General features: G+C 57.4%; 16 protein-coding genes and 5 pseudogenes. 11 read left to right on the forward strand and 10 right to left on the reverse strand.

What is annotated here, in order from left to right; all coding sequences use genetic code 11:
- Positions 1 to 85: 85 nt before the first annotated feature.
- A complete protein-coding gene (gene ehuB / locus CU103_RS30195) occupies positions 86 to 970 on the reverse strand; it encodes an ectoine/hydroxyectoine ABC transporter substrate-binding protein EhuB (protein WP_342588920.1) in 885 nt (294 codons plus the stop codon).
- Between the two features lie 3 nt (positions 971 to 973).
- Positions 974 to 2,467, reverse strand: coding sequence for an amidase (locus CU103_RS30200; protein WP_106667729.1), 1,494 nt, complete (start codon positions 2,465 to 2,467; stop codon positions 974 to 976).
- On the opposite strand from CU103_RS30200, the gene CU103_RS30205 reads away from it, so the two are divergent.
- From CU103_RS30205 to CU103_RS30215, 3 genes and pseudogenes are all read left to right on the forward strand, one after another.
- Entirely contained in the window at positions 2,467 to 3,489 is a 1,023-nt protein-coding gene (locus CU103_RS30205; protein WP_170117161.1) for a LysR family transcriptional regulator, read from the forward strand. The two genes, CU103_RS30200 and CU103_RS30205, sit on opposite strands and share 1 nt — an antisense overlap.
- A 178-nt stretch (positions 3,490 to 3,667) precedes the next feature.
- A pseudogene (locus CU103_RS32370) lies at positions 3,668 to 3,865 on the forward strand (M20/M25/M40 family metallo-hydrolase); the annotation flags it as partial.
- Between the two features lie 139 nt (positions 3,866 to 4,004).
- A pseudogene (locus CU103_RS30215) lies at positions 4,005 to 5,033 on the forward strand (IS110 family RNA-guided transposase).
- A 310-nt stretch (positions 5,034 to 5,343) separates the two neighbouring features.
- Here CU103_RS30215 and CU103_RS30220 read toward each other — a convergent pair.
- Positions 5,344 to 5,635 (reverse strand): annotated as a pseudogene (locus tag CU103_RS30220) (Tn3 family transposase); the annotation flags it as partial.
- A 276-nt stretch (positions 5,636 to 5,911) separates the two neighbouring features.
- Between CU103_RS30220 and CU103_RS30225 the strand changes: the two are divergent.
- The 3 genes from CU103_RS30225 to CU103_RS30235 all read left to right on the forward strand — a co-directional run bounded on the left by CU103_RS30225 (position 5,912) and on the right by CU103_RS30235 (position 9,706).
- Positions 5,912 to 7,879, forward strand: coding sequence for a metallophosphoesterase family protein (locus CU103_RS30225; protein WP_146147903.1), 1,968 nt, complete (start codon positions 5,912 to 5,914; stop codon positions 7,877 to 7,879).
- Positions 7,880 to 8,048: 169 nt separating this feature from the next.
- Positions 8,049 to 8,267, forward strand: coding sequence for an amidohydrolase (locus tag CU103_RS30230; RefSeq protein WP_146147904.1), 219 nt, complete (start codon positions 8,049 to 8,051; stop codon positions 8,265 to 8,267).
- A 587-nt stretch (positions 8,268 to 8,854) separates the two neighbouring features.
- Positions 8,855 to 9,706 (forward strand): alpha/beta fold hydrolase, encoded by an 852-nt coding sequence (locus CU103_RS30235; RefSeq protein WP_106667733.1) that lies wholly within the window; start codon positions 8,855 to 8,857, stop codon positions 9,704 to 9,706.
- A 194-nt stretch (positions 9,707 to 9,900) separates the two neighbouring features.
- Here CU103_RS30235 and CU103_RS30240 read toward each other — a convergent pair.
- Both CU103_RS30240 and ehuB (CU103_RS30245) read right to left on the reverse strand, forming a co-directional pair.
- Positions 9,901 to 10,075: pseudogene (locus tag CU103_RS30240) on the reverse strand (integrase core domain-containing protein); the annotation flags it as partial.
- A 437-nt stretch (positions 10,076 to 10,512) separates the two neighbouring features.
- Positions 10,513 to 11,400, reverse strand: coding sequence for an ectoine/hydroxyectoine ABC transporter substrate-binding protein EhuB (ehuB, locus tag CU103_RS30245; protein WP_106667734.1), 888 nt, complete (start codon positions 11,398 to 11,400; stop codon positions 10,513 to 10,515).
- A 201-nt stretch (positions 11,401 to 11,601) separates the two neighbouring features.
- Here ehuB (CU103_RS30245) and CU103_RS30250 point away from each other — a divergent pair, with 201 nt between their 5' ends.
- Positions 11,602 to 12,624: a LysR family transcriptional regulator gene (locus tag CU103_RS30250; RefSeq protein WP_170117161.1), complete on the forward strand. Its 1,023-nt coding sequence runs from the start codon at positions 11,602 to 11,604 to the stop codon at positions 12,622 to 12,624.
- Positions 12,625 to 12,889: 265 nt separating this feature from the next.
- Here the strand turns inward: CU103_RS30250 and CU103_RS31860 are convergent, their stop codons facing one another.
- Entirely contained in the window at positions 12,890 to 13,114 is a 225-nt protein-coding gene (locus CU103_RS31860; RefSeq protein ID WP_210203861.1) for a hypothetical protein, read from the reverse strand.
- A gap of 407 nt (positions 13,115 to 13,521) precedes the next feature.
- Between CU103_RS31860 and CU103_RS30265 the strand changes: the two genes are divergently transcribed.
- From CU103_RS30265 to CU103_RS30275, 3 genes are all read left to right on the forward strand, one after another.
- Complete coding sequence (locus tag CU103_RS30265) at positions 13,522 to 15,000, forward strand: NAD-dependent succinate-semialdehyde dehydrogenase (RefSeq protein ID WP_106667735.1); 1,479 nt, start codon at positions 13,522 to 13,524, stop codon at positions 14,998 to 15,000.
- A gap of 12 nt (positions 15,001 to 15,012) precedes the next feature.
- Entirely contained in the window at positions 15,013 to 16,416 is a 1,404-nt protein-coding gene (locus CU103_RS30270) for an aspartate aminotransferase family protein (RefSeq protein ID WP_106667736.1), read from the forward strand.
- Between the two features lie 140 nt (positions 16,417 to 16,556).
- Positions 16,557 to 17,450: a polysaccharide deacetylase family protein gene (locus tag CU103_RS30275; RefSeq protein WP_106667737.1), complete on the forward strand. Its 894-nt coding sequence runs from the start codon at positions 16,557 to 16,559 to the stop codon at positions 17,448 to 17,450.
- A gap of 25 nt (positions 17,451 to 17,475) precedes the next feature.
- On the opposite strand, the pseudogene CU103_RS30280 reads toward CU103_RS30275, so the two are convergent.
- Positions 17,476 to 17,644, reverse strand: a pseudogene (locus tag CU103_RS30280) (IS30 family transposase); the annotation flags it as partial.
- Positions 17,645 to 17,716: 72 nt separating this feature from the next.
- On the opposite strand from CU103_RS30280, the gene CU103_RS32990 reads away from it, so the two are divergent.
- Positions 17,717 to 18,505: a hypothetical protein gene (locus CU103_RS32990; protein ID WP_483428620.1), complete on the forward strand. Its 789-nt coding sequence runs from the start codon at positions 17,717 to 17,719 to the stop codon at positions 18,503 to 18,505.
- Between the two features lie 1,095 nt (positions 18,506 to 19,600).
- Here the strand turns inward: CU103_RS32990 and CU103_RS30290 are convergent.
- From CU103_RS30290 to CU103_RS31240, 3 genes are all read right to left on the reverse strand, one after another.
- The gene (locus tag CU103_RS30290; RefSeq protein ID WP_106667738.1) at positions 19,601 to 20,620 is read right to left on the reverse strand and encodes a helix-turn-helix transcriptional regulator; all 1,020 of its coding nucleotides are present in this window, start codon (positions 20,618 to 20,620) and stop codon (positions 19,601 to 19,603) included.
- Between the two features lie 115 nt (positions 20,621 to 20,735).
- Positions 20,736 to 22,385 carry an MFS transporter gene (locus CU103_RS30295; protein ID WP_106667739.1) on the reverse strand — a complete coding sequence of 550 codons (1,650 nt, stop codon included), beginning with the start codon at positions 22,383 to 22,385 and terminating at the stop codon, positions 20,736 to 20,738.
- Between the two features lie 76 nt (positions 22,386 to 22,461).
- The coding region (locus CU103_RS31240) for an aldehyde dehydrogenase family protein (protein WP_146147905.1) at positions 22,462 to 22,613 on the reverse strand (152 nt) is incomplete at its 5' end.

The following is a 22,613-nucleotide window of genomic DNA, read 5'->3' on the forward strand; positions in this document are numbered from 1 at the left end:
CATTCATTGTTCTTTCTCCCCCGCGGGCGCTCCCCGGCCAAAGCCGGGAAGCGGGGCGGCGCATGGGTGGCAATTCGGGCCTGCCTCAGCCCTTGCAAGCCTCGGCGGTCGTGGTGCCGTCCGGCAGCATCACTTTAGTGTATCCGTATTTGCCGACCGCCTTCATCATCTCGTCGGAGCCGATATAGTCTTTCAGCACGGCGTTGAAGGCGTCGACCGCGCCCTGCTCGTTCAGCGGGAAGGCGATGGCAGGATAGTTGGAGGGCGCAGCCGAATTGAAAGGATCGGCCACCTCAACAGCGGCGTCCTTCTCGGCGAGAGTGTACGCGTTCAAATTATAAAGGACACCGGCAGCAGCACGGCCGGCCTTTACAGCCTGCACGATCTCCGGCGGTCCGGCGACCTGCATGATCTTGTCGTCGGCGATGCCGACTTTTTGCGCGTCCTGGATTGCGGTGTAGCCGGCGCCAGTAGCAAAGGTGAGTCCTTTGTCACGCATGTCCTCATAGGAATGCAGGTTTTCCGGATTGCCCTTTGGCACGACCAACGCATCTTTGGAAAGGGCGATCGGTTCGCTGAACAGCACGTTGCGACAGCGTTCTGGCTTAATCCACATGCCGCCCGTGATGATGTCGAAGCGACCAGCCTGCAGGCCCGGGACGAGCGAGCCCCAATCCGTTACGACCGGCTCGATTTTGGTCGTGCCCATCTTTTTCAGAACGTCCAGCGTCATCGCATTGACCAAGCCGAGCGGCTCGTTGTTATCACCGGGATAGGCGCTCGGAGGTTCGTTGGTGAAGCCGAGGCGGATCGTTTCTCCACTCTTGATCTTCTCGAGTAGTGCCTGCGCCGAGGCCGAACCGGCAAAGGAAGATATTGTCATCGCCGCTATGCCGAGTGCCGCCATTCCCCTCAAGATTGCACGTCTTGAGAGACTAGTCCTGTTGTTGAGGGATTGCCACTTGTCCATTGATTAGTCCTCCCTTGTCGTTTCGCCGCTGCATAGGTAGGCGCGCTCCGAGCGGCATGGCCACGCGCGGTTGGAATTCAGGAAGCGATGTGGGTACATCTCTTCGTACGATAGAGCAGCGCGTAGGACGTCCTCGTCCGCGCCACGTGCGCCGATAATCTGCATACCTATTGGCAGTCCGTCGCCCGCTAACCCGCACGGAACCGTGGAGGCAGGCTGCTGGCTAAGATTGATCGGAAAACTAAAAGAGGACCATTCTACCCAGCTCTGCAAGCCGCTTCCGGGCGGAACTTGATGGCCCGCCTCGAATGGGAGAATCGGCACGGTCGGCGAGACGACGAAATCGAATTCGGCGAGCAGGCCATCCATGGCCGCTCCAAACCTGGCGCGGCATATCTCGGCAGCCATGCGTTCGACACCACTATAACCTTGGCCAACACTCGCCGCGTGAAGGAGCCCGGGATCGAGGGCGGACCACCTCGCGGGGTCGATCGAGGACAATCTGTTTGCAGCTCCGACATACCAGTGACGGTAGAACACTTCGAGAAGAGTATCCTGGTCCGGCAGGCGGATTTCCGCGATTGATGCGCCGGCATCCTCAAGATCCTTCAGAACGCCCTCGATCGCGGCGCCCACAGAAAAGTCCACTTTGCCCACGCAGGGCTCTTTCCAATAAGCGATGCGCTTCCCCCTCCAATCGAGACGGGACACGTTCAAACTGCGGTGGCTGACAGGCGCCTGGGTCCAGTCGCGAAGATCCCGTCCAGACATAATGTCCAACATTGCGGCAGCATCACCTACTGTACGCGTCATCGGACCAATATGCGCGACCGTACCAAATGAACTTAGGGGATGGGCAGCAACCCGCCCGTAGCTCGGTTTGTGGCCGACAATTCCGGTGAACGATGCGGGGATTCGTATTGAGCCCCCACCATCGGTGCCTAGATGCAACACGCCTGCCCCGCAGGCCGCTGCGACGGCCGCCCCGCCCGAGGAACCGCCGGGCGACCGGGCAGGGTCCCATGGATTGCGGGTGACGCCGAATGCTGGACTATCGGTCACTGCTTTCCAACCAAATTCAGGCGTGGTTGTTTGGCCGATGAAAATTGCTCCGGCCTTGCGCAAACGAGCGACTGAAGGAGCATCCTGGCGAAGAGGCGCTGGATCGGTCGTTAGGCTCCCGTACCGCACAGCCCATCGTTCCACATGGACTATGTCTTTCAGGGTAGTGGGTATGCCATCTATCGGCGAGAGCGGCTCTCCTTTCGCCCAGCGCCGTTCGGCCGCACGGGCCGCCTCTAGCGCATTTTCCGGGTCAAGGAAGCTGAACGGGTTTAGCGCCGCCTGTATTTCCGCCGCTCGGTCGAGGGTTGCCTGGGTTATCTCTACGGGCGAAAGCTGCCCATTTCGATAGGCCGCGGTCAGGGATTTCACATCGAGTCGATTGAGTTCCGATGCTACCGGCGAGGGTCCGCTGGCATTTAGGTAGTTATTCAATGTTGAGTTCCTCCACTCTTCGGCAGTATGCAGCGGGGAACAAAACCTATAAAATACATTATTTGATGCGAATTAATACATGGAATGTCACTATGAATATGGCTCTTCGCCAACTTCACTACGTTGCGACTATCGCTGAGACGGGATCGATCGCCGCGGCGGCACGAAAATGCAGGATATCACAATCATCCATACTGTTGGCCCTCGACTTGGCCGAGATCGAGATGGGAGCGCGACTCTTCGAACGGCGGCCTTCGCGGGGCGTGCAAGCAACCCCTGCGGGCGAGCGTTTTTTAGCTTCTGCACGACGTTTGCTGGCCGCTGAAGCGGAATTCGAACGCACGATGGAAAGGCACAGTCAAGACGCGCCCGCGGTTCTTCGAATCGGTTGTTTCGAGCCGTTTGGAGCTCTCTTCATGCCCGAACTTCTGAGGCGGTTCATCGAAAAAGGAGGGGTAGAGGTCCAGTTGTTCGAGGGCGAGCAGCCACAACTTTTGAAGTGGCTGGAAACGAATGCCGTTGACGCCATAGTCACCTACGACATTGGCGCAGGCCTTCCAGAGGACGCGGCGGTGGTGGCGCGCGTTCCCGCTCACGCGCTGTTGCACGTCGACACTTCGTTAGCAAAGCAGCCGGCGGTAAGTCTAACCGATCTCGCCCGACTGCCTTTCGTTCTTCTGGACTTGCCGCAGACGTCCGCCTATCTATTGACCTTATTCGACATCGCCGGGCAGCGGCCGAAGGTGGCATTCAGAACGCGGAGTTACGACTCAGTGCGCTCCGCAGTCGCGTGCGGGTTTGGCTTTTCAATACTTAATATGAGGCCCGTCGGCAAATGCAGTCCAGATAGTGATCAAATTACGCGGCGGCCCCTCATTGAAGATCTGCCTGCGCCGCAGTTGGTGATCGCCGATCGATACGGATCAGCAAAGCCGCCGTTCCTACGGCGGTTCACGAATGTGGCGCAGATGTTATTCAAGGAGATTGGGTTACCCCTCGCCGGTCGCCTCGGCACACAGTAGTTTCGGTCCGGGGCACCCGATCCACTGTAGTCTTCGCAAACTACAGAGAACGACAACCCGCTGAAAAAACTCACTTTAAGGTTCGGCAACGCTCTAAAGACGTGAGAAGGCTTTGGCATGATGGAAGGCAGGTCCGGCTTCATGGAGTCATTGTTGCCTTGATCAAAGGCGAAGCTGAGACGGTCCGACAATCGGGCTGAGGGCGGCATGGACGCTCTACCGATAGTTGAGGCGTCAAACAAGCCGCGGGTGTCGGAAAGGCCATGACGGTCATACGGCCATGCTTCTGGGAGCCGCGAAACGCTTTGCGGATACGCACAACTTCAAGAGCACCGTTGCCCTAATCTTTCAGCCCGCCGCCGAGGCGCCCAGAGGATGGTGGAAGGTATCATGGAATGTTTCGACATTTCTGGGGTCAGGACAAGAGCAGATGGGGTGGTTGCCGTCCTCCCCTAACGGCATCGCGATGTGCCAAGATGATGTGGTGTTGGCCACAGGATGGAGAGGACGGCAAGATGAAGGATACGATGATCGGGGTGGATCTGGCAAAACATGTTTTCGTGCTACATGGGACGTCGACGACCGGTGAGGTGAAGTTCCGCAAGAAGCTGTCACGGAGGCAGTTCTCCCGGTTCATGTCAGAGCAACCGCCAGCGCTTGTGATCATGGAAGCCTGCGGCGGAGCCCATTACTGGGCACGCGAGATGGTCAAGGTTGGCCATGAGGTTAAGCTGATCGCGCCGCAATATGTGCGCCCGTTCGTGAAGCGGCAGAAGAATGATGCGGCCGATGCCGAGGCAATCGTCGTCGCGGCCCGTTAGCCCGAGATGCGCTTCGTCGAGCCCAAGACGTCGGATCAGCAAGCTCGGGCGATCCTGTTCCGGGCGCGTGCGCGGATTGTTCACCAGCGCACGGAATTGGTGAACGCTTTGCGTGCCGTTCTATACGAATATGGCCAAATCATTCCGCATGGGACAGCGCATGTCAAGCGTGTTGAGGCGATTGTCGAGCATGCAGAGATCGACCTGCCCGAGCTTGTGAGAGAAGAGTGCCGCGACCTTCTGGCGCAGATCAGCGAGAAGACGGCCCGGATCGAAGGAAAAACAAAGAAGCTCACGGAACTGTCTCGGCAGAGCGATGTTGCACGACGGCTTCAGACCACGCCGGGCGTAGGTCCTATGATCGCACTGGCCGTCGAAGCTTTCGCGCCAGCGATGGAGCACTTCCGGTGTGGCCGAGATTTTGCCGCTTGGTTAGGTCTCGTTCCGCGACAATTTTCCTCTGGCGGGAAAGAAAGGCTTGGCCGCGTATCGAAGGCTGGTCAGACCGATATCCGCAGGCTACTGATCATCGGCGCGATGACCCGCGTGAATTGGGCGAGCCGTAAACCACCTATACCCGGCACTTGGATGGCGCGGATGCTGGCGAGGAAGCCAAGGATGCTGGTGGCAATCGCCCTGGCGAACAAAATGGCACGCATGGTCTGGGCGATGCTGACTCGGCAGGAAGATTATCGAAATCCGGCGCTGGCTGTGGTGGCGTGATAAGAAGCCAGCCGCGAACAGCCAACGTCGGCGAAGAGGTGTGAGAAGTCGATGACCTGAATGGGCGCATGATCGAACCGATCCGGATAAGGAAAACCAGCTTTTGAACTGGAGCTCGTAGCTCGGAGAGCAGATTTGGACCCGATCCGCAGATCACCATACCGGCCAGCGGCTTCTGAAAGCGCAGCAAGCAAAGGCCTGACAGAAGACCGCACTCGATCACATGTCAAAAGGTCAGAAACTACTTGCGCAACGGACGGCAACCACAGAAGTCCAAAATCCTGCGCTAAGTTCGAACGGACGATGAACATCATGCAGCCCGGAGAAGACAGCCATGAAGTCGCAAGGGTCTGAAGCCTTCGGGCATTTGCTGCTCGGTGTCCCAGGAATAGTTGCCAGTGAGGTTGATGTGCTCCCAACCTGAGCGGCGAGACGTGCTTGGGCAGCTCGTCGGGAGTTTTCCTGCCCTGCTGGCGTAGATGCGCCGTGGCACGGCTGAGAGAGACGATATTCCAGTAAACGACGGTGTTGACGACCAGATTAAGCCCGGAGGCGCGGAGGGCCTGACTGTCGTAGGACCGATCTCGGATTTCACCGCGCTCGATGGGCTGCGAGGGAACAAGTATCTCCGACTCGCTGCATCTACGCGCATTTCAGAAAATGACGCTCATTTCCTGCGTTTGTTGAGAATGATTCGTAGCAGGGCGGCCCACTTGTGCTGCTATGTTTATGAAGCGAGGCGCTAGGCGCTCCGGTTCGAGGAGTTCTAAATGTCACGTGCAAACTCGCCGTCGAGACCGACATGCTGGTCACGCACGCGGCGTGATGAACTTTGAGACCGTTCGTTGTTCCCCAAGACCCAAGACAGAAGCCTGATCATGAAAACCATCTCACCCCGCGACCGTCCTCTGCTTCGCTTTGTTGTCATCACAGACACACATGTGAATGGGGAGGGAGATTCTCCCTATCCTTATCCGAGCGGTGTGCTCGCAAATGCCCGTGCGGCAGCGGCTTTCGCGAAGATCCGTACCCTGAAGCCGGACTTCGTGCTACATCTGGGCGATATGGTGCACCCGCTTCCAGGGCAGGTCAGCTTTGCGAGCGCCGCGGCGAATTTCCGCGAAATGGTTGGCGACCTGGAAGTCCCTATCCGGTGGGTGCCGGGCAACCACGACATCGGCGACAAGCCAAGCGCTTGGCTCGTCGCTCCGCCGGTCAGCAAGGAGACGCGTACACTCTATACGGATGCGTTAGGCCCCGACCGGCATTGCTTCGAGCATCATGGCATCCGCTTCGTGATGGCGGACGCAACCCTCATCAACAGCGGTATGGACGCAGAGGAGGAGCAATGGAACTGGCTGGATACGAACATTTCCCGCGACCGTCGTAGCTTCCTGTTCATGCATTATCCACCATATCTCACCGACACCGATGAGCCGGAGCATTACGACAATATCGCAGATCCCGGCCGCTCCCGCCTCCTCGCCATGCTGCGTGACCGCCCGGTGGAAGCGCTCTTCACAGGCCACGTCCACAACATCTTCATGAACAGGTTTGGCAATACGGATATCCATGTCCTGCCGGCAACCTCCTTTGTGCGTAACGACTACAGCCAGCTATTTCCTGTGCCGCCAACCGATGAGGAGAATGGGCGAAACCATGTGAGCCGCCTTGGCTTCATGCTCGTGGAGGTATTCGAGAAGGGACACACTGTTCACTGGGTCCATACCAATGGTGGAACGGATCCCGAGATCGCCGATCAGCAGATGACAGTATCCATGCTGCACCCACGTCGTCGCACTGCTCCGGTCGGGGTTGACCTCCGACAGGAATGGGCGCGCGCCCTGCCGATCGTTCCAGACGGCGTTGTGGATGAACTGAGCCGTAAATACGTCCGCAATGACCATCTTGCGATGCGCTTGCAGTCGCTCGGCCTTCGCCATCTTCGCGTTCCGATGCAGGATATAATTGACGAGCGAGCGGCTGCGCGGATGTCGGATTTCGCCGCCTTTGGCCATACCTTCACCGTCTACGGTGTCGGCGTGCCGACAACAGAAATCGGTGACCGCTTGGCCGCTGTAGCGCCGATCCTCTCCGGCGTGGAAGTTATTCTTCCGTCCGAGGCATTCGCCGAGACCTCATCCCTACTTGCGGCATTCTCTCACTCGATCGGCGCGCCGGTCATGCTCTCCAAGTTGCGCGCCTCAGCGCACAGCGAAGGCAAGGGCGATGGTCGTAGCCTTTATTCGCACCTCCCTCGGCATGGCTTTCCCGTCGAAGAAGCAGACGAGGCGTTCGCCGCGATCCCAGCGGGCATCGCAGGTCTCTGCTTCGCCGTCGAACCGACCGCACCGCTCTGGGCTGCCCTGGAAACAATCGCCTCTGCGGCGCACAAGAACGGCAAGCGCGCGCTGGCGCATCTGCGGCTAGCTGGCGCCAGCTTTGCCAAGGATGCAGGCACGCCTGAAGAAAACGCACGGCGGATTGCTGAGGCAACGCTGGCTGGTTGGGCCCATCGGGCAGTGCTGGATATCGTGATAGATACCTTCGTCGATTTCGATCGTGGTTACGTTCTGCGCAGCGGCTTGTTGAATTCGCTTTGCGACTTGCGCCCCGCCGGCGCCGTCCTCCAGCGCCTGGCTGAGCTGTTGGCGGATACACCTGACGGCGGAAGTGTGCGGTCCGAAGGATCGCTTCGCTACTTCAGCATTGCCGGCAAGCACAACGCGCTTGCGTTGGACAAATTGCCGACTATGAACGGCTCGGCGACAGCAATCCGGCTCGACACCGGCGCCACGATTGCGACCGACGTCGAAGCCGCCGGCATGCCGATCCTCTTGTCTTGATGTCGGGCTGCCCACCGAACCTTGATCAACCCCCAACTTCTTCTGGTTCTCAAGATATGCGCGATTTCCAAGTGTCAGGATGGCCATCGATCTGATCCATGGCCGGTATGGCCGCCACATCACACCACCCCATCTGCTCTTGTCTTGACCCCTTTCTCAGATCTTCAGCATGCCTAACATGCCGGACGTGGATGTCGGTACGTTCGGGATTTGCGATGGCTCAATTATGGCTGCGCTCCTTGAATTCGACATCACCTTGACAGGGAAAGGAGGTCATGCGGCCGTACGGCACCTGACCATTGATCCCGTCGCCGTTGCTGCTCAGATTGTCGTCGCCCTGCCAAAACCTTGGTCTCCCGCAACACAGACCCGACTGATACCTTGGTAATATCCGTCACTAAATCTGCCGGTGAAGCAGGTTGAAGGTAAGGGTTTCGAGCCGACGGCGTTTGAATTCGATCTCTACCCCAAGTCCATGCGCGATGCCGTCGGCGCACGCCTTGATCTATCGTTCAGAAAAATCCCACAATGCCGGCGAAAGGCCTGGACCATGCCGCCCAATGCAACATCATCCGGGATAACGTTACATGTGCGATCACGGCGGCCGCAATTTCGTGGGCCGTGGCTCGCTGAAGACAAAATCAAGGCCCTGATGAGATCGGAGGATTTCGCGTACATGCTTGAGTCCGGCCGGTGCCTTCATTTTAATCGGCAACCGAGCGACTGCTGCCGTACACAACCCTATGATTCGACGACGAGGCTTTGCTCTATCGCGAGGGATCTTCCACACCCCACCAGCAAATCGTCGCTTATTGCGCAGATAGCTAGAAAACGCCGATTTCCTGCGTTCGGACAGGATAATTCGCACAAAGGACCCATATGACGGCTGCTATGCTCACGAAGTGAACACAGTCCGCTTCGCATAATAACAATGCCGACCTGATGCGGCTACCCTTTGCTGAGGAAATGAAACTAATGATCACTGAACATAGCATATCGGTTGGGGGTATCGCGACATCATATTGCGAGAAGGGAGCCGGTGAGCCAATTGTATTTTTGCATGGTGCCGGCTTCGGCGCAGAGGGAAAGAATTCCTTTGTTCGGCAACTGAATGGGCTATCCGATCAATTTAGGGTAATCGCGGTTGATCAGCTCCATTTTGGTGGGACAGACTATCCCGCTGATGGCAAATATATTAACCGGCTTGGTCGGGTGGATCATGTAATTAGCTTCATCGAAGCGCTGGGAGTGAAGCAAATCACGCTGGTCGGCCATTCAGAAGGATCATTCGTCGCCGCCCGAGTTGCGATTATGCGTCCCGATCTTGTTTCCAAGCTCATACTGCTGACTGCCAGCTCCGTATCACCGGCGTTTGGAGACGACCGTGACGAAGCCTGGATGCAGGCCTGCCGGCAGACTTACGACGTGTCCGACCCGATGCCGAGCGAGGAGGAATATATCGCCGCGTACCGGAAAAGCTGCCGTGCCTACGGGCAGGATTTGGAAGACGCCAACCGAGAGGCCTATCGGCGGGCCGCGGCGCGCGGACAATATGAGATCTTCCAGAACCTGCCCGAAGAAGAGATCGATCTGCGAATTTATGTGGTGCTTCAGCAAAGATATATTTTTCCCTACCTTGATCGACTTCGGGCCCAGACGTTGATCATCTGGTCCAAGAACGATCCTACAGTGCCACCGGGTCGCGGCATGAATCTGGCAAAGCTGATCAGAAATTCGGACTTCTACCTAATGAACAATGCAGGCCATAGTATCCAAAACGATCAGAGCGAAGCCGTGAACAGACTCATCCGTCAATGGCACGGGTAACTCAACAGCGAAGGGAGCTACAATTTGCTCGCACGCGAGCATTTCCGGACGCGCACCTTTTCTCGATCGCAACTGCCGTCATGTGCAGCTCAACCCCGAAGAGATCGCTAAGCTCGATACGATCAGCGGCTGCACCCCCGATGCGCCCTCGGCGGAGGTCGGAGTTTTCGGCCCCTGATTCAGAAGCACACGGGCTAGCCCCCGTGCACGGATTTCATGAGCGCGGCCGGAACGTTGTATTCAATCGCGCCGTGAGGCCGCCAAACCTCCAACTTTTCAGCTGCGTCCGCAAGACGCAAGAACCCAGGGCGCTGACAGGCACTCTGCCCGCAGGCGACCATTGAATGCCTCGAAGGCATTCGTGGGCCTGTAGTGAAAGTACTGCCCGCTCCATGGCATCGCTCGCGTCTTGGCCATTTCGAGGAGTTTGGCACTGCTCCAACAGTTCTTCACGAAGCGGGTCTGCACCCAGATATGTCGACGCCGGCAATGGCGAGGACCCACGGCGAAAGAGCAACGCCGAAGATCGGCAGGCCTAAGAACCACCAGTAGAGCTGCAGAGAGGTACCGCGCAAAACTCGATATAGGCGACGCCGAATCAGCGCAGCGGCCAGCGGGGCGAGACCCGGCTCATGCCGACGATCAGCGCCAGCATGATCGCCACCAGAGATGCCCCAAGGGTGACGATTAGGGTGATCATGAGGAGAGCCCCGGTCACGCTGAAGCCTCACCCTTCCTCTGGACGCTCCCCGCCACTCCAGGCCGGGGAGGCGGCCAGGCACATGGGCGGCAATTCTCGCTAGGCTTCAGCCCTTGCAGAGGTCGGTGGCCTTGGTGATGTCCGGCAGGTTGATTTTAGTGTAGCCGTATTTGCCGACCGACTCCATCATCTCGTCGGAGCCGATATAGTCCTTCAACACCTCGTTGAAGGCATCGACCGCGGCCTGCTGGTTGGGCAGGAAGGCGAGACTTGGGTAGCCGGCTTTGCCCGGCGGCGGGGTGAACGGATCAGCCAGTCCGACGCTGTCGTCCTTGTCGGCGAGCTCCTTCATCGTGAAATAGTTGAGCGACCCCGCGGCCGCGCGGCCGACCTTCACCGCCTGCAGGATTTCGGCCTGACCGGCGACCTGCATGATATGATCCTCCGGGATGCCGACGTCTTTGGCGTTCTTGACCGTGTCGGAGCCGGCGCTGGTGACCAGCGTCAGGCCCTTGTCACGGATATCGTCGAAGGAGTGCAGGTCTTCAGGATTGCCATTCCGCACGAGCAGGGCTTCGGTAAACTTAGCGAGCGGCTCGGTGAACAGCACACTGCGGCAGCGCTCGGGCAGGATGTACATGCCGCCGGTGATGATGTCGAAGCGGCCCGCCTGCAGGCCAGGAATGAGGGAGCCCCATTCCGTCACGATTGGTTCGACCTTGGTCGTGCCGAGCTTCTCAAGGATGTCGAGCGTCATGGCGTTGACGAAGCCGACCGGCGCGTTGTTCTCGCCAGGATAGGCCGAGGGAGGGTCAATGGCGAAGCCGATCCGGATTGTCTCTCCGCTCTTGATCTTTTCGAGCAGCAACTGCGCCGAGGCTGAACCGGCCATCGAGCCGAATGCTACTGCCGTTATGCCGAGTGCCGCGATTCCACTCAAGATTGCACGTCTTGAGAGACCAGTCCTGTTGTTGAGGTGTTGCCCCTTGTCCATTGGTTAGTCCTCCGTTTTCTGGATCGGTCGTTAAACTCCCGTACCGCACAGCCCATCGTTCCACATGGGCTATATCTTTCAGGGTAGTGGGTATGCCGTCTATCGGCGAGAGCGGTTCTCCCGCGGTCAGGGATTTCACATCGAGTCGATTGAGTTCCGATGCTACCGGCGAGGGTCCGCTGGCATTTAGGTAGTTATTCAATGTTGAGTTCCTCCACTCTTCGGCAGTATGCAGCGGGGAACAAAACCTATAAAATACATTATTTGATGCGAATTAATACATGGAATGTCACTATGAATATGGCTCTTCGCCAACTTCACTACGTTGCGACTATCGCTGAGACGGGATCGATCGCCGCGGCGGCACGAAAATGCAGGATATCACAATCATCCATACTGTTGGCCCTCGACTTGGCCGAGATCGAGATGGGAGCGCGACTCTTCGAACGGCGGCCTTCGCGGGGCGTGCAAGCAACCCCTGCGGGCGAGCGTTTTTTAGCTTCTGCACGACGTTTGCTGGCCGCTGAAGCGGAATTCGAACGCACGATGGAAAGGCACAGTCAAGACGCGCCCGCGGTTCTTCGAATCGGTTGTTTCGAGCCGTTTGGAGCTCTCTTCATGCCCGAACTTCTGAGGCGGTTCATCGAAAAAGGAGGGGTAGAGGTCCAGTTGTTCGAGGGCGAGCAGCCACAACTTTTGAAGTGGCTGGAAACGAATGCCGTTGACGCCATAGTCACCTACGACATTGGCGCAGGCCTTCCAGAGGACGCGGCGGTGGTGGCGCGCGTTCCCGCTCACGCGCTGTTGCACGTCGACACTTCGTTAGCAAAGCAGCCGGCGGTAAGTCTAACCGATCTCGCCCGACTGCCTTTCGTTCTTCTGGACTTGCCGCAGACGTCCGCCTATCTATTGACCTTATTCGACATCGCCGGGCAGCGGCCGAAGGTGGCATTCAGAACGCGGAGTTACGACTCAGTGCGCTCCGCAGTCGCGTGCGGGTTTGGCTTTTCAATACTTAATATGAGGCCCGTCGGCAAATGCAGTCCAGATAGTGATCAAATTACGCGGCGGCCCCTCATTGAAGATCTGCCTGCGCCGCAGTTGGTGATCGCCGATCGATACGGATCAGCAAAGCCGCCGTTCCTACGGCGGTTCACGAATGTGGCGCAGATGTTATTCAAGGAGATTGGGTTACCCCTCGCCGGTCGCCTCGGCACACAGTAGTTTCGGTCCGGGGCACCCGATCCACTGTAGTCTTCGCAAACTACAGAGAACGACAACCCGCTGAAAAAACTCACTTTAAGGTTCGGCAACGCTCTAAGAGTTCGTTTGGAAAATCGAGAGGGTTGGGATTTTCCCGTAAAGTGACTTGTGATTCAAGCTCTGAATGTGGACCGAGGAGAGCCGCGGGCGAATGGCCTAGATCGCCAAGAAAACCTAGCGCTATCCATCCGATTTGGCGGACGAGGATTGGGGGCAGATCGCTCCGCTAATGCCCAAGCCTGGGCGTCGCGGCCGTCCGCGCGAGGTAATCCCGGCATTCCTCGCAAACCAGCCCGCGCAGGTCATTATCTGGCTCGTCGAGAAGCACCTCGATGCGCTTGAGGTGGACGATGCCCTGGGGGATTGTGTGACCGTATTCGTAGAGCACTGCATGCAGGGCATTCACGAGCTCGGTGCGCTGATGGACGAGACGTTCACGTGCCCGGAACAACACCGCCCTCAACCACCAATCGCACAACGCGCGCTCAATGCAGCTTCGAAGCAGCGACTAATTCCGTTTCCTAGCACGGGATCCAAATCCGCTTTGACGCGTCGTTACCCTTTAGAATAACCGCCAGATCGTCGGTGCTTGAGGCTTCAGTCTGGCGGCGGGGATGCCATGAGCGGTGGTCTTGGCTCTGGCTCTACGCCGCAAACTCCGCTCTTCCGACGTCAGGCGGTTGTTCTTTTGGACGGATCGAGAGGCGCCCACTCGGCTTGACAGCTAATGTCATCGCGCAATCCGGCGCGAGTTTGGCTCTTTTTGCAGGAATGCGGCTTAGGAAACCGCAACTGCGCTGTCGATCGGCGCCGAAGCAGCAATAGTCTGATGGCATCACGCACCACTAGGAGTCATAAATGAGAGGCACCGCAATCACTGCACTGCGCCGGCTCCAACGGCCGGATCTTTTGCAAAGAAGCGCTTATGTGAACGGCGCCTGGATTTCGAAGCCGGAGACACTTAGCGTGGTGGATCCTGCAACTGGCGAGGAGTTGGCTCAAGTAGCGGCCTGCGGAGATTCCGATGTTGATGATGCGGTCAACTTCGCGAGAGCAGCGTTTCTCGAGTGGCGCGACATGCTTCCTTCAGAACGTGGTGCATACCTGCGGAAATGGGCAACAAGTATGCGAGGAAACGCGGAAGACCTGGCCGTCATCATAACCGCCGAGCAAGGAAAACCAATTGCTGAAGCTCGCGGCGAAGTTTCATACGCTGCTAGCTTTCTTGATTGGTTTGCAGGGGAAGGCGAGCGAACTTATGGCGAAACCATCCCCAGCCATCTCACGGGAAGCCGACTGGCCGTGCAGATGCAGCCGATTGGAGTCGCCGTCGCCATTACGCCATGGAATTTTCCATCGGCAATGATCACCAGAAAGGCAGGAGCCGCGTTGGCTGCTGGCTGCACAATGATCGTAAAGCCGGCACCAGAAACGCCCTTGTCGGCGCTCGCCCTTGCCCGTCTTGCCGCGGACGCAGGGATCCCACCCGGCGTGTTTCAGGTGATCACGGGCGAAGCTCCGCCACTTGCCGAACGGCTGTTGAAGCATACAGACGTGCGTGCCTTCTCTTTTACGGGCTCCACCGCGGTCGGACGAATCCTGCTCGAGCAATCGGCGAGGACTGTGAAGAAGGCCTCGCTTGAGCTCGGCGGCAATGCTCCCTTCATCCTTTTCAGCGACGCGCCAATCGAAGCCGCGGTCACTGGCTGCATCGCAGCCAAATTCGCGACATCAGGTCAGGACTGTCTTGCGGCAAACCGGATTTATGTGCAGCGGGGAGTCTATGACCATTTCGTAGAGGAATTCGCCAAAGCCACTGGAAGATTGAAAGTCGGTCACGGATTGGAGGCTGGGATCGACATCGGTCCGATGACCAAGGCGTCTGGCGCTGAAAAGTGCAGGCAGCAGATTGCCGAGGCTGTTTCAGCCGGGGCGCGAATGGTAACCGGCGCACAGGAAAATCCTCTTGGTGGGAGCTTCGTGACGCCCACCGTGCTCGCCGATGTCACCGACGGAATGCGGGTCGCGACCGAAGAAACCTTCGGGCCTGTGGCTGCAATCCTGCCCTTTCACGACGAAGGGGAGGTGGTCGCGCGCGCCAACAATTCGGAGATGGGCCTTGCGGCGTATGTCTACACCCGAGACCTCAACCGCGCGATGCGGCTCTCCGATCGGCTCGAATACGGCATGGTTGCCATCAACACGCCGAAATTTACGGGAGCAGGCATCCCGTTCGGCGGTTGGAAACAGTCCGGTCTAGGCCGGGAGGGCTCCAAACATGGCATCGCCGAGTATCTGGAACCAAAATACATATGCTTTGGAAACATCGATTCATAAGAGGAAAGTCTGATGACCATCAACATCAAAGAAATCAGCGAGAAGGACAGGAACTCTGTCCTGCATCCATTCACGCAACTGAAGGACTTCGCGACCGGCAAGCTTGGTGAACCAACGATCGTGGAGACAGGCAAGGGCATTCGCATCCAGGATGCGCACGGCAATCAATTGATTGATGGGTTCGCCGGTCTCTATTGCGTGAATGTTGGCTACGGCCGCGCCGAGGTCGCCGAAGCCATCTCACGTCAGGCCTATCGTCTCGCCTACTATCATTCCTACGCTGCCCATACGACGGACGAGCTAGCAATCCTTTCCGATCGCCTCGTTAAAATGGCGCCTGGCAAGATGAGCAAGGTTTTCTACGGCATGTCCGGCTCGGACGCCAACGAGACTCAGGCTAAACTCGTCTGGTACTATAACAATCTGCGGGGCAAGCCGAACAAGAAGAAGATCATCTCGCGTGAGCGTGGTTATCACGGTTGCAGCGTTGTGTCCGGGTCGATGACCGGGATGAGCTTTTATCACGATCATATGGACTTGCCGCTGCCGCAGATTGTTCACACCGGTGTTCCACACCACTACTGGGGCGCGAACCTCGGCGAGACCGAGCCTGAATTCTCGGCGCGGCGAGCTACTGAACTTGATCAACTGATCGAACGCTTAGGCTCAGAGAACGTCGGCGCGTTCATCGGCGAGCCCGTACTTGGCACCGGTGGCATCACGCCCCCGCCGGAAGGATACTGGGAAGCGATTCAGGCCGTTCTCAAAAAGCATGATGTGCTCCTCATTGTCGATGAAGTCATTACCGGCTTCGGCCGCACGGGCTCCATGTTCGGCTCACAGCACTATGGCATCGAACCCGACCTCATCACGGTCGCGAAAGGTCTGACCTCTGCCTACTTCCCGCTTTCCGCGGCGATCGTGGGTGAGAAGGTCTACAAAGTATTGGAAGACGGTGCCGACAAGGTCGGAGCATTCTCGCACGGCTACACCTACTCAGGTCATCCGATCGGAGCCGCAGCAGCCAACGCGGTTCTCGACATCGTCGAGAAAGAAGACCTCCCCGGCAATGCTCGTGAGGTGGGCGCGTTCTTCCAAGCGCAGCTGAGGGACAAGTTCGCGCAGCTGCCGATCGTCGGTGAGGTACGTGGTGTCGGCCTGATGGGTGCAGTCGAATTTGTCGCTGATCGCGATAACAAAACGCGGTTCGATCCCTCGCTAAAGGTTGGCGCACGCGTCTCCAAGGCGGCTCGCGATCGCGGCCTGATCGCACGCGCGATGCCGCATGGCGATATTCTTGGCTTTGCCCCACCGCTCGTAACAACCAAGGCTGAGGTGGAAGAGATTGTTGCAATCGCCGAAAGCGCCGTCCGATCCGTTATGGATGAGCTTGTTCGCGAGAGCCAGAAAATCTAATTGCGTTCGACCGTCTTGGCGAGAATCAAAGGGCAGATCAAAGGACGGGTATGATCGGAACTCGCCGCATTGGTTCGGCGCCGCTTATATTGAGTTTCTTCCGCGGAACCTCGATGCGGATACCGTTCAGGAGTAGCTAGGTGCCCAATTCGACCGAACTCAATCCCTGGGAATGGCCCGAAAGCCATTGGCGGCAGCGCGTCAACAAGGTCAGAGCGGGCAAGGCATTAAGACCAACGTGGCCCGACGGCAAACGCTGCGCCTTCGCTATGTCGTTCGACGTCGATCACGAAACGAGCGAACTACGCAGCGGAGGGCAGTCCCTGGGTAGACTATCCTGGGGGCAGTACGGGAACCGACGGGGGATGCCTCGGATTTTGGAGCTGTTAAGAAAGTACGACGTTCCAGCGAGCTTTTTCGTTCCCGCTGTGATCGCTCAGCTGTATCCAGACGAGCAACGCGCCGTTGTCGGTGAAGGCCATGAAATCGGGATGCACGGCTGGATACACGAGCTGAACTCCGAACTGAGCATGGAGAGCGAGCGATCCCTAATGATGAGGAGCGCCGACATCCTTGAAAAAATCACGTCCAAACGCCCGACCGGAATTCGGACTCCTTCATGGGATTATTCCGACGCAACTCTCCAGCTCATACGTGAAATGCAATTGACATACGACTCATCTCTTATGGCCGATGATAGTTGCTATGAGCTGCTGGAAGACCAGGAACCAACAGGAGTCATTGAGATACCGGTAGAATGGATTCGAGACGATGCAACTTATCTTTGGATGAGTCCCGATGGGCCCTCACGGCCAGATTTATCGCTCGATGACGTGCTGGCTGTATTTATACGAGAGTTCGAAGGAGCGTATCAAGACGCCGACTTATTCCAGCTGACTCTGCATCCACACGTCATTGGATATCGCTCAAGGATCTGGATCGTCGAAGAACTAATTCGATGCGCTAAAGCAAAGGGTGACGTTTGGTTCGCCACACATCATCAGGTCGCGGAGCGTGCGGCCTCGTGCCTCTGAACACATGCCAGACCGCAAAATCTGCAATGCTGGCCTGCAGGTAGGGCCAGTCGGTGAATTCGGTACCGCGATCGAAGGTGATCGAGCGCCGGGCGAGACGGGCAGGGATTGCAACACCTGAATCAGCCATCCATAACAGGCTTCGATTGCCGGTCATTGTTGCGCAGGAAGACGGCAAATCGGGTGACGCGCTCGCGTCCCCAGACCTTTGCCGCTTCACTCCTAGAAGTTACGCTGCGTCGTCGCTGCCGCCAGCTGCTTCGGAGATGTCCTGGCGCCATCAAACTGGTGTAGTTAACTTCTGGCGTGATCACGAAGCCAGGGACCAGTTCGTGGGCAACGTTAAGAGCGAAAGCATAGCTGCCTCGTTCTTCATAAGCGCCCTGACCATTGAGGGCCACTTTGTCGGAAAGTTTAGCAGAGAAACCTGCCCGAGCTGCCCAATCGCCTTCCCAGGCACCGAAGAAGTTACGATCGTTCGGTTCGAACGCGCCATCATTGTAGTCAGACTGAAATCCGCCCATGACGAAGGCAGAAATCGTGTCGGTGAACTTCACGTCCAAACGCAGCTTGGCAGCAACGTCTTCGACATTGGAGTCATAACCAACAACACCGGAGATTGCGCCCCAACCCTGTTCGAACTTCGCACCAGCAATAACGTGTGGCTTGTAGTCTTCGATGACATAATTGCCACCGAGTGCGCGGTTGCCGTCCTGGCCCTGTTCAGCCGCGATGATCGCCGAGAAGCCATTGCCGCCCTTGAAGGTGTAGCTGAACTGGTTAGACGAACCGGACTGATAGTTGATCACATCATCGTTGAGGACGTTGCCAGCATTGAGGGCGGTCGGAAGCGAAGCGCCATTGTCTTCACCGTTGGTGAACTGGATATTGGTCTGAAAGTAGGAACGCAAAGTGCCGAGTTCGGTTTCAGAACGGGTGTCGAAACGGAGGGCTGCGCGCGACCGCTTGTACCAGCTCTCGTTACCCTTGGCGCCAACATTGCCACCTGCGTAAATGTTGTCACCGACCTTCATCGTAACGGACGTAGCCGCTGATCTTCAGGCAGGTCTCGGTCCCCGGAATGTAGAAGAAGCCTGCGCCCTAAGCGTCGCAAACGCGAACGCATTCAACGGGCTCTGGTTCAGCAACAACGACTGCGTCTGCGGCGTGCGCGCCGGTTACTGCAATGAGGGCTGCAGCGGAACCAAGTAGAAGGCACTTGATATTCATGAATTAATCCTTTGTTAGTTGACTAAGCTTGCTAACGGTTGCGAGCAGCAATCGTACCTGCTTGGGCTACAACACACGTCGGCTTGGGCGGTGAAGAACTAACGAATTGACGGGCGCCCGTGTTGCCGATTGGCAACAGATGGTTCAATGAGCTTGCGGATCATGGTTGTACGTTAAACGGTGGTGCCATGGCACGGACGCGGGCGGTCTTGAACGAGGCAAATTCCAATGAGCAACACGACTGTGAGTTTTCGGTGGACCAACCCCACGGCCTCGCAGTTGTTAAATACAAAGCCGCACCAGTGAGGACGAACAATTGCAACACGTGCGATGGTAACGGATATGGCTTTGTCGGCATGATCAGATCTTGGTGTCGAGAGTTGTTACCCTATCAAGGCATTGACCGCATTTTGATGGAACCCTTGTACCACTCGCAAGGCCCTCGCCCCTCCGAGGAACTTATTGCTCACGTGATGTTGAATCCCTTTCGTGCTTGAGAAGAAATTGGCCGCTGGTGGTATCATGTTTCGCACGAGACGATGCGGATATGGGAGGGGTTGAGCAAGCACTTCGTCAAGAACAATCCAGTAGGGGAGGCTCGGCGACAAATGGTACCTCGTCGAGGCTGTCGATCACAAGTGCATCATTTTTGACGTTCCAGTATAAAGCCCCCGCAACCCACCCGCGAAGCGTTTGATTGAAACAGCTTCTCAAGGGCAAAGAGGGCCGCGCGTCATGACCGATGACAAGCTGCGGTCATGACGCGTGTAGAAGCCCGATTTTATCCCCTACGCGGAACGGTCCGGAAGTAAAATATCGACTACGACTTGAAGCTGAGCACAGCTATAACGATCGGCTCATCCAAATTTGTGATTGGCACTTGAGTCGAATTCCGAGCCGATTGGCGACAACTGACCCAGTTAACTTTCGCGCAGCGCCGCACCGCGCACATCAGATGGTGTAGCGGCATAGCGCCGACGGAAGGCATGATTGAAGTAAGACAGATCCCCGAACCCGGAATCAAAGGCGATACTACAGATGGTCCGATGGACAAACCGCCGGTCCGCCACTAGGCGATAGGCGTGGGCAAGTCGCTGCTCCAGGACGAAGCTGGTAAAGGTCGTACCGGCACCCGCGAATAAAGCGCCGATATAACGGGGCGATATAGCGTGGCGGCACGCCAAGAAGTCGATAGTTAGATTGCGATGGGTAAGGTTAGCGACGATGTCAGCTTTGAGCGCGGCGAACCGTGCTTCGCGTTTCCCGCGTCCTTCGATAAGGTCGCGCGCATCACGTGTTGCGCCACAGGCAAGCGCGACGAGATCATGAATATGGAGAGCGAGCAGACGGCGCGCGTCCGGCGTCACGATCGCCTCTTCGGCGTCCAGCGCTCGAATGTAACCACGCAAAAGGCACATAGCTTGCGTGTCACGGACTACAGCAACGCTCAAATCATAACTCTGAACCAGCGGCAGCAGCAATTGACGGCGCAGGCGTACACTCAATAGTCGCATGCCCGATGCCGCATCAATCCTCGATCTTTTTCCGGGCCCCCCGATCGCGCCCATGCCAGCACCAAGTTCAAAATCCACGCCGTCGACTTGCAGCGAGAGCGTGCCGACCAGCGGGACCAGGAGACAAAGATCGCCGTCCTTGGCAGCATGCAGCGTTCGCATGGGCGAGCAAACGCTGTGCGCTATGGCCACTTCGGGCAAAGTTCGGATGGTGGTCTCCAGGCGGAATTGCGCATCCGCGTGCGGCTCGATGTCCAAGTCGTATAGTTGACGACTATGCTCTTCACAATACCATTCGATCCATCGACGGTCGGTCTGATCGGGCGATACAAAATGGATTTTGCGAAAATCAAACGTTTCAGCCGTCATTAATACCACCCACGGTACTGGAACCGACGTGTCGAACAGGGTTTCTTGCTGTTCCATGCAAGCCGTAGATCAACAGTCGCTGCGGATACAGGTCCCCCAACGTGCGAAACTTGTGCGCCGGGAAGCCCAGCGTAGGCACACCTGTTCGTCGGGTGACAGCTTCTTCCCCACATCACCTTAGGGGCCGTGAGACAACTGCTATTGGTTGGGCACGGGTACGAGCTGCGTCTGTCGTCCGCTCAATCGCAAGCTCCATCTGCGGCGGAAACTCTCCGTCATGCAGGGCCTGGAGATGCTGGACTACGTCCTTATCCGCGGCCGTGAGCCGATGATTCAGGCGAAGAAAGTCCATCCAGGTTGGCGTGCGGAATGTCTCTGTCCAAAGTGAAGGCGTTTGAAGGTTGCGTTGGAGCGTCCAGTTACGTGCACCGGCGCGGCTTTGAACGTGCCGCCTTGCGCGCATGCAATCCAGAAAGGCCGCCTTATTCTCCTCTGATATGGAATACTCCACTTTGGCGACGATCGGGCCACTCCTGGGCTTCAGATCGAGGGCGAGTTCCGGTGGATGAAAATCCGAACTTTCTTGATCTGCTTCTTCCCACGGACGTACCGGCAACAGTATTCCGGCTGCCGCGACCAGCAACAGAGCCCCTGAGGCACCCTCCAAAGCCCATGTCAAGGAGTAGTTCTGGGCGACAGAACCCCAGATCCAGCTGCCGGCAGCCATACCGCCAGCGCTCAAGGCGTAGTAGATCGAGAGCGTGCGGCCGACAACCCACCTTGGGCTGGCCAACTGCACCGAGACGTCAATGCCCGTCCAGGTAACAAGCCAACCCGCACCGCCGAGTGCCAGTGAAAGGGCCGCCACAGCGACCGACGATGTCAGTGCAAGGGAAAGGCAACATGCTGCGCAAGCGACTGACGCGACCGCCACCAGCTTGTTTTGCGACATGATCCGCCTGAGGAAGCCGTTGCTCATGCCGGCGATGAAAGCCCCTGCACCGAAGCCGGCCAATAGAATGCCGTAGACGATTGGCCCGCTTTGCAACTGATCGCGGACGACGAGAGGGAGCAGCGCGAGTATGGAGATACTGGTCAACCCGAAAAGGGCTGCACGGGCGATCGCCGACCTGATCTCCAGGGACGTCGCCGTGAAGCGCAGCCCGTCGTGAATAGCCGTGCTCATTTTCTCACGAGGGAGAGGCGAAGACCGAACGTGCCATTTGGTGCGCCATATTGCGCTAAGAGGCGTCAGATCGCAAAGGGCGGCCAAGGCGAAAGCGGCCAGCGGTCCAAAGAAAGCCAGGATCACGCCACCCAAAGCCGGACCAACGCTTCGTACGATGTTATATCCGACAGACATAAGCGTCACCGCGGCTGGAATATCGCGCTTGTGAAGGATATCGCCGACGGAAGCGTGCCAGGCCGGATCATTCAGCGCGAAGCCGCAGCCGGCCAAAAAACCCAATCCGAGTATGAGCCAGGGACTGACAAATCCCAGTCCCACAGAAATCATCAGCGACGTTGACGCCAACGTTAACAGGCAGTGTCCGGCAAACATCACCCATCGGCGGCTGAAATTGTCGGCAATGGCTCCGGCAAGGATTGAGAGGAAGAACACCGGCAACGTGGATGCGGCCTGCACGAGTGCTACCATCAGATCGGAAGCCGAAATAGTTGCCATCAGCCAACTGATGCCCACCGTTTGCACGAGCCACCCGAGACTGGATATTTGTGAGGCCGTCCAGATCGAACGAAACACCTCGTTCCGCAGCGGAGCGAGGGTCGTTGAAACGGAAGGAGCAGAATCTTCACGCTGCATGATTTTTGTTTACCTTCAACGAGGATCCTTTCAGTTGTTGGAGAGGAGTGATGTAACGATATAACTGCTGCTCACTTTAAATCGGTGGTTGTGATATGCGGATACCGACATTTCTCGTCTGAACGTAGCCGTCCAGCGCTTCCTGACCCTTTTCCCTGCCGTAGCCGGACTGCTTTACGCCACCGAACGGTGTTTCTACGCCACCGACGAACCATCCATTGACGTAGA

It is taken from the genome of Phyllobacterium sophorae, assembly GCF_003010965.1.
GTDB classification, from domain to species: Bacteria; Pseudomonadota; Alphaproteobacteria; order Rhizobiales; family Rhizobiaceae; genus Phyllobacterium; species Phyllobacterium sophorae.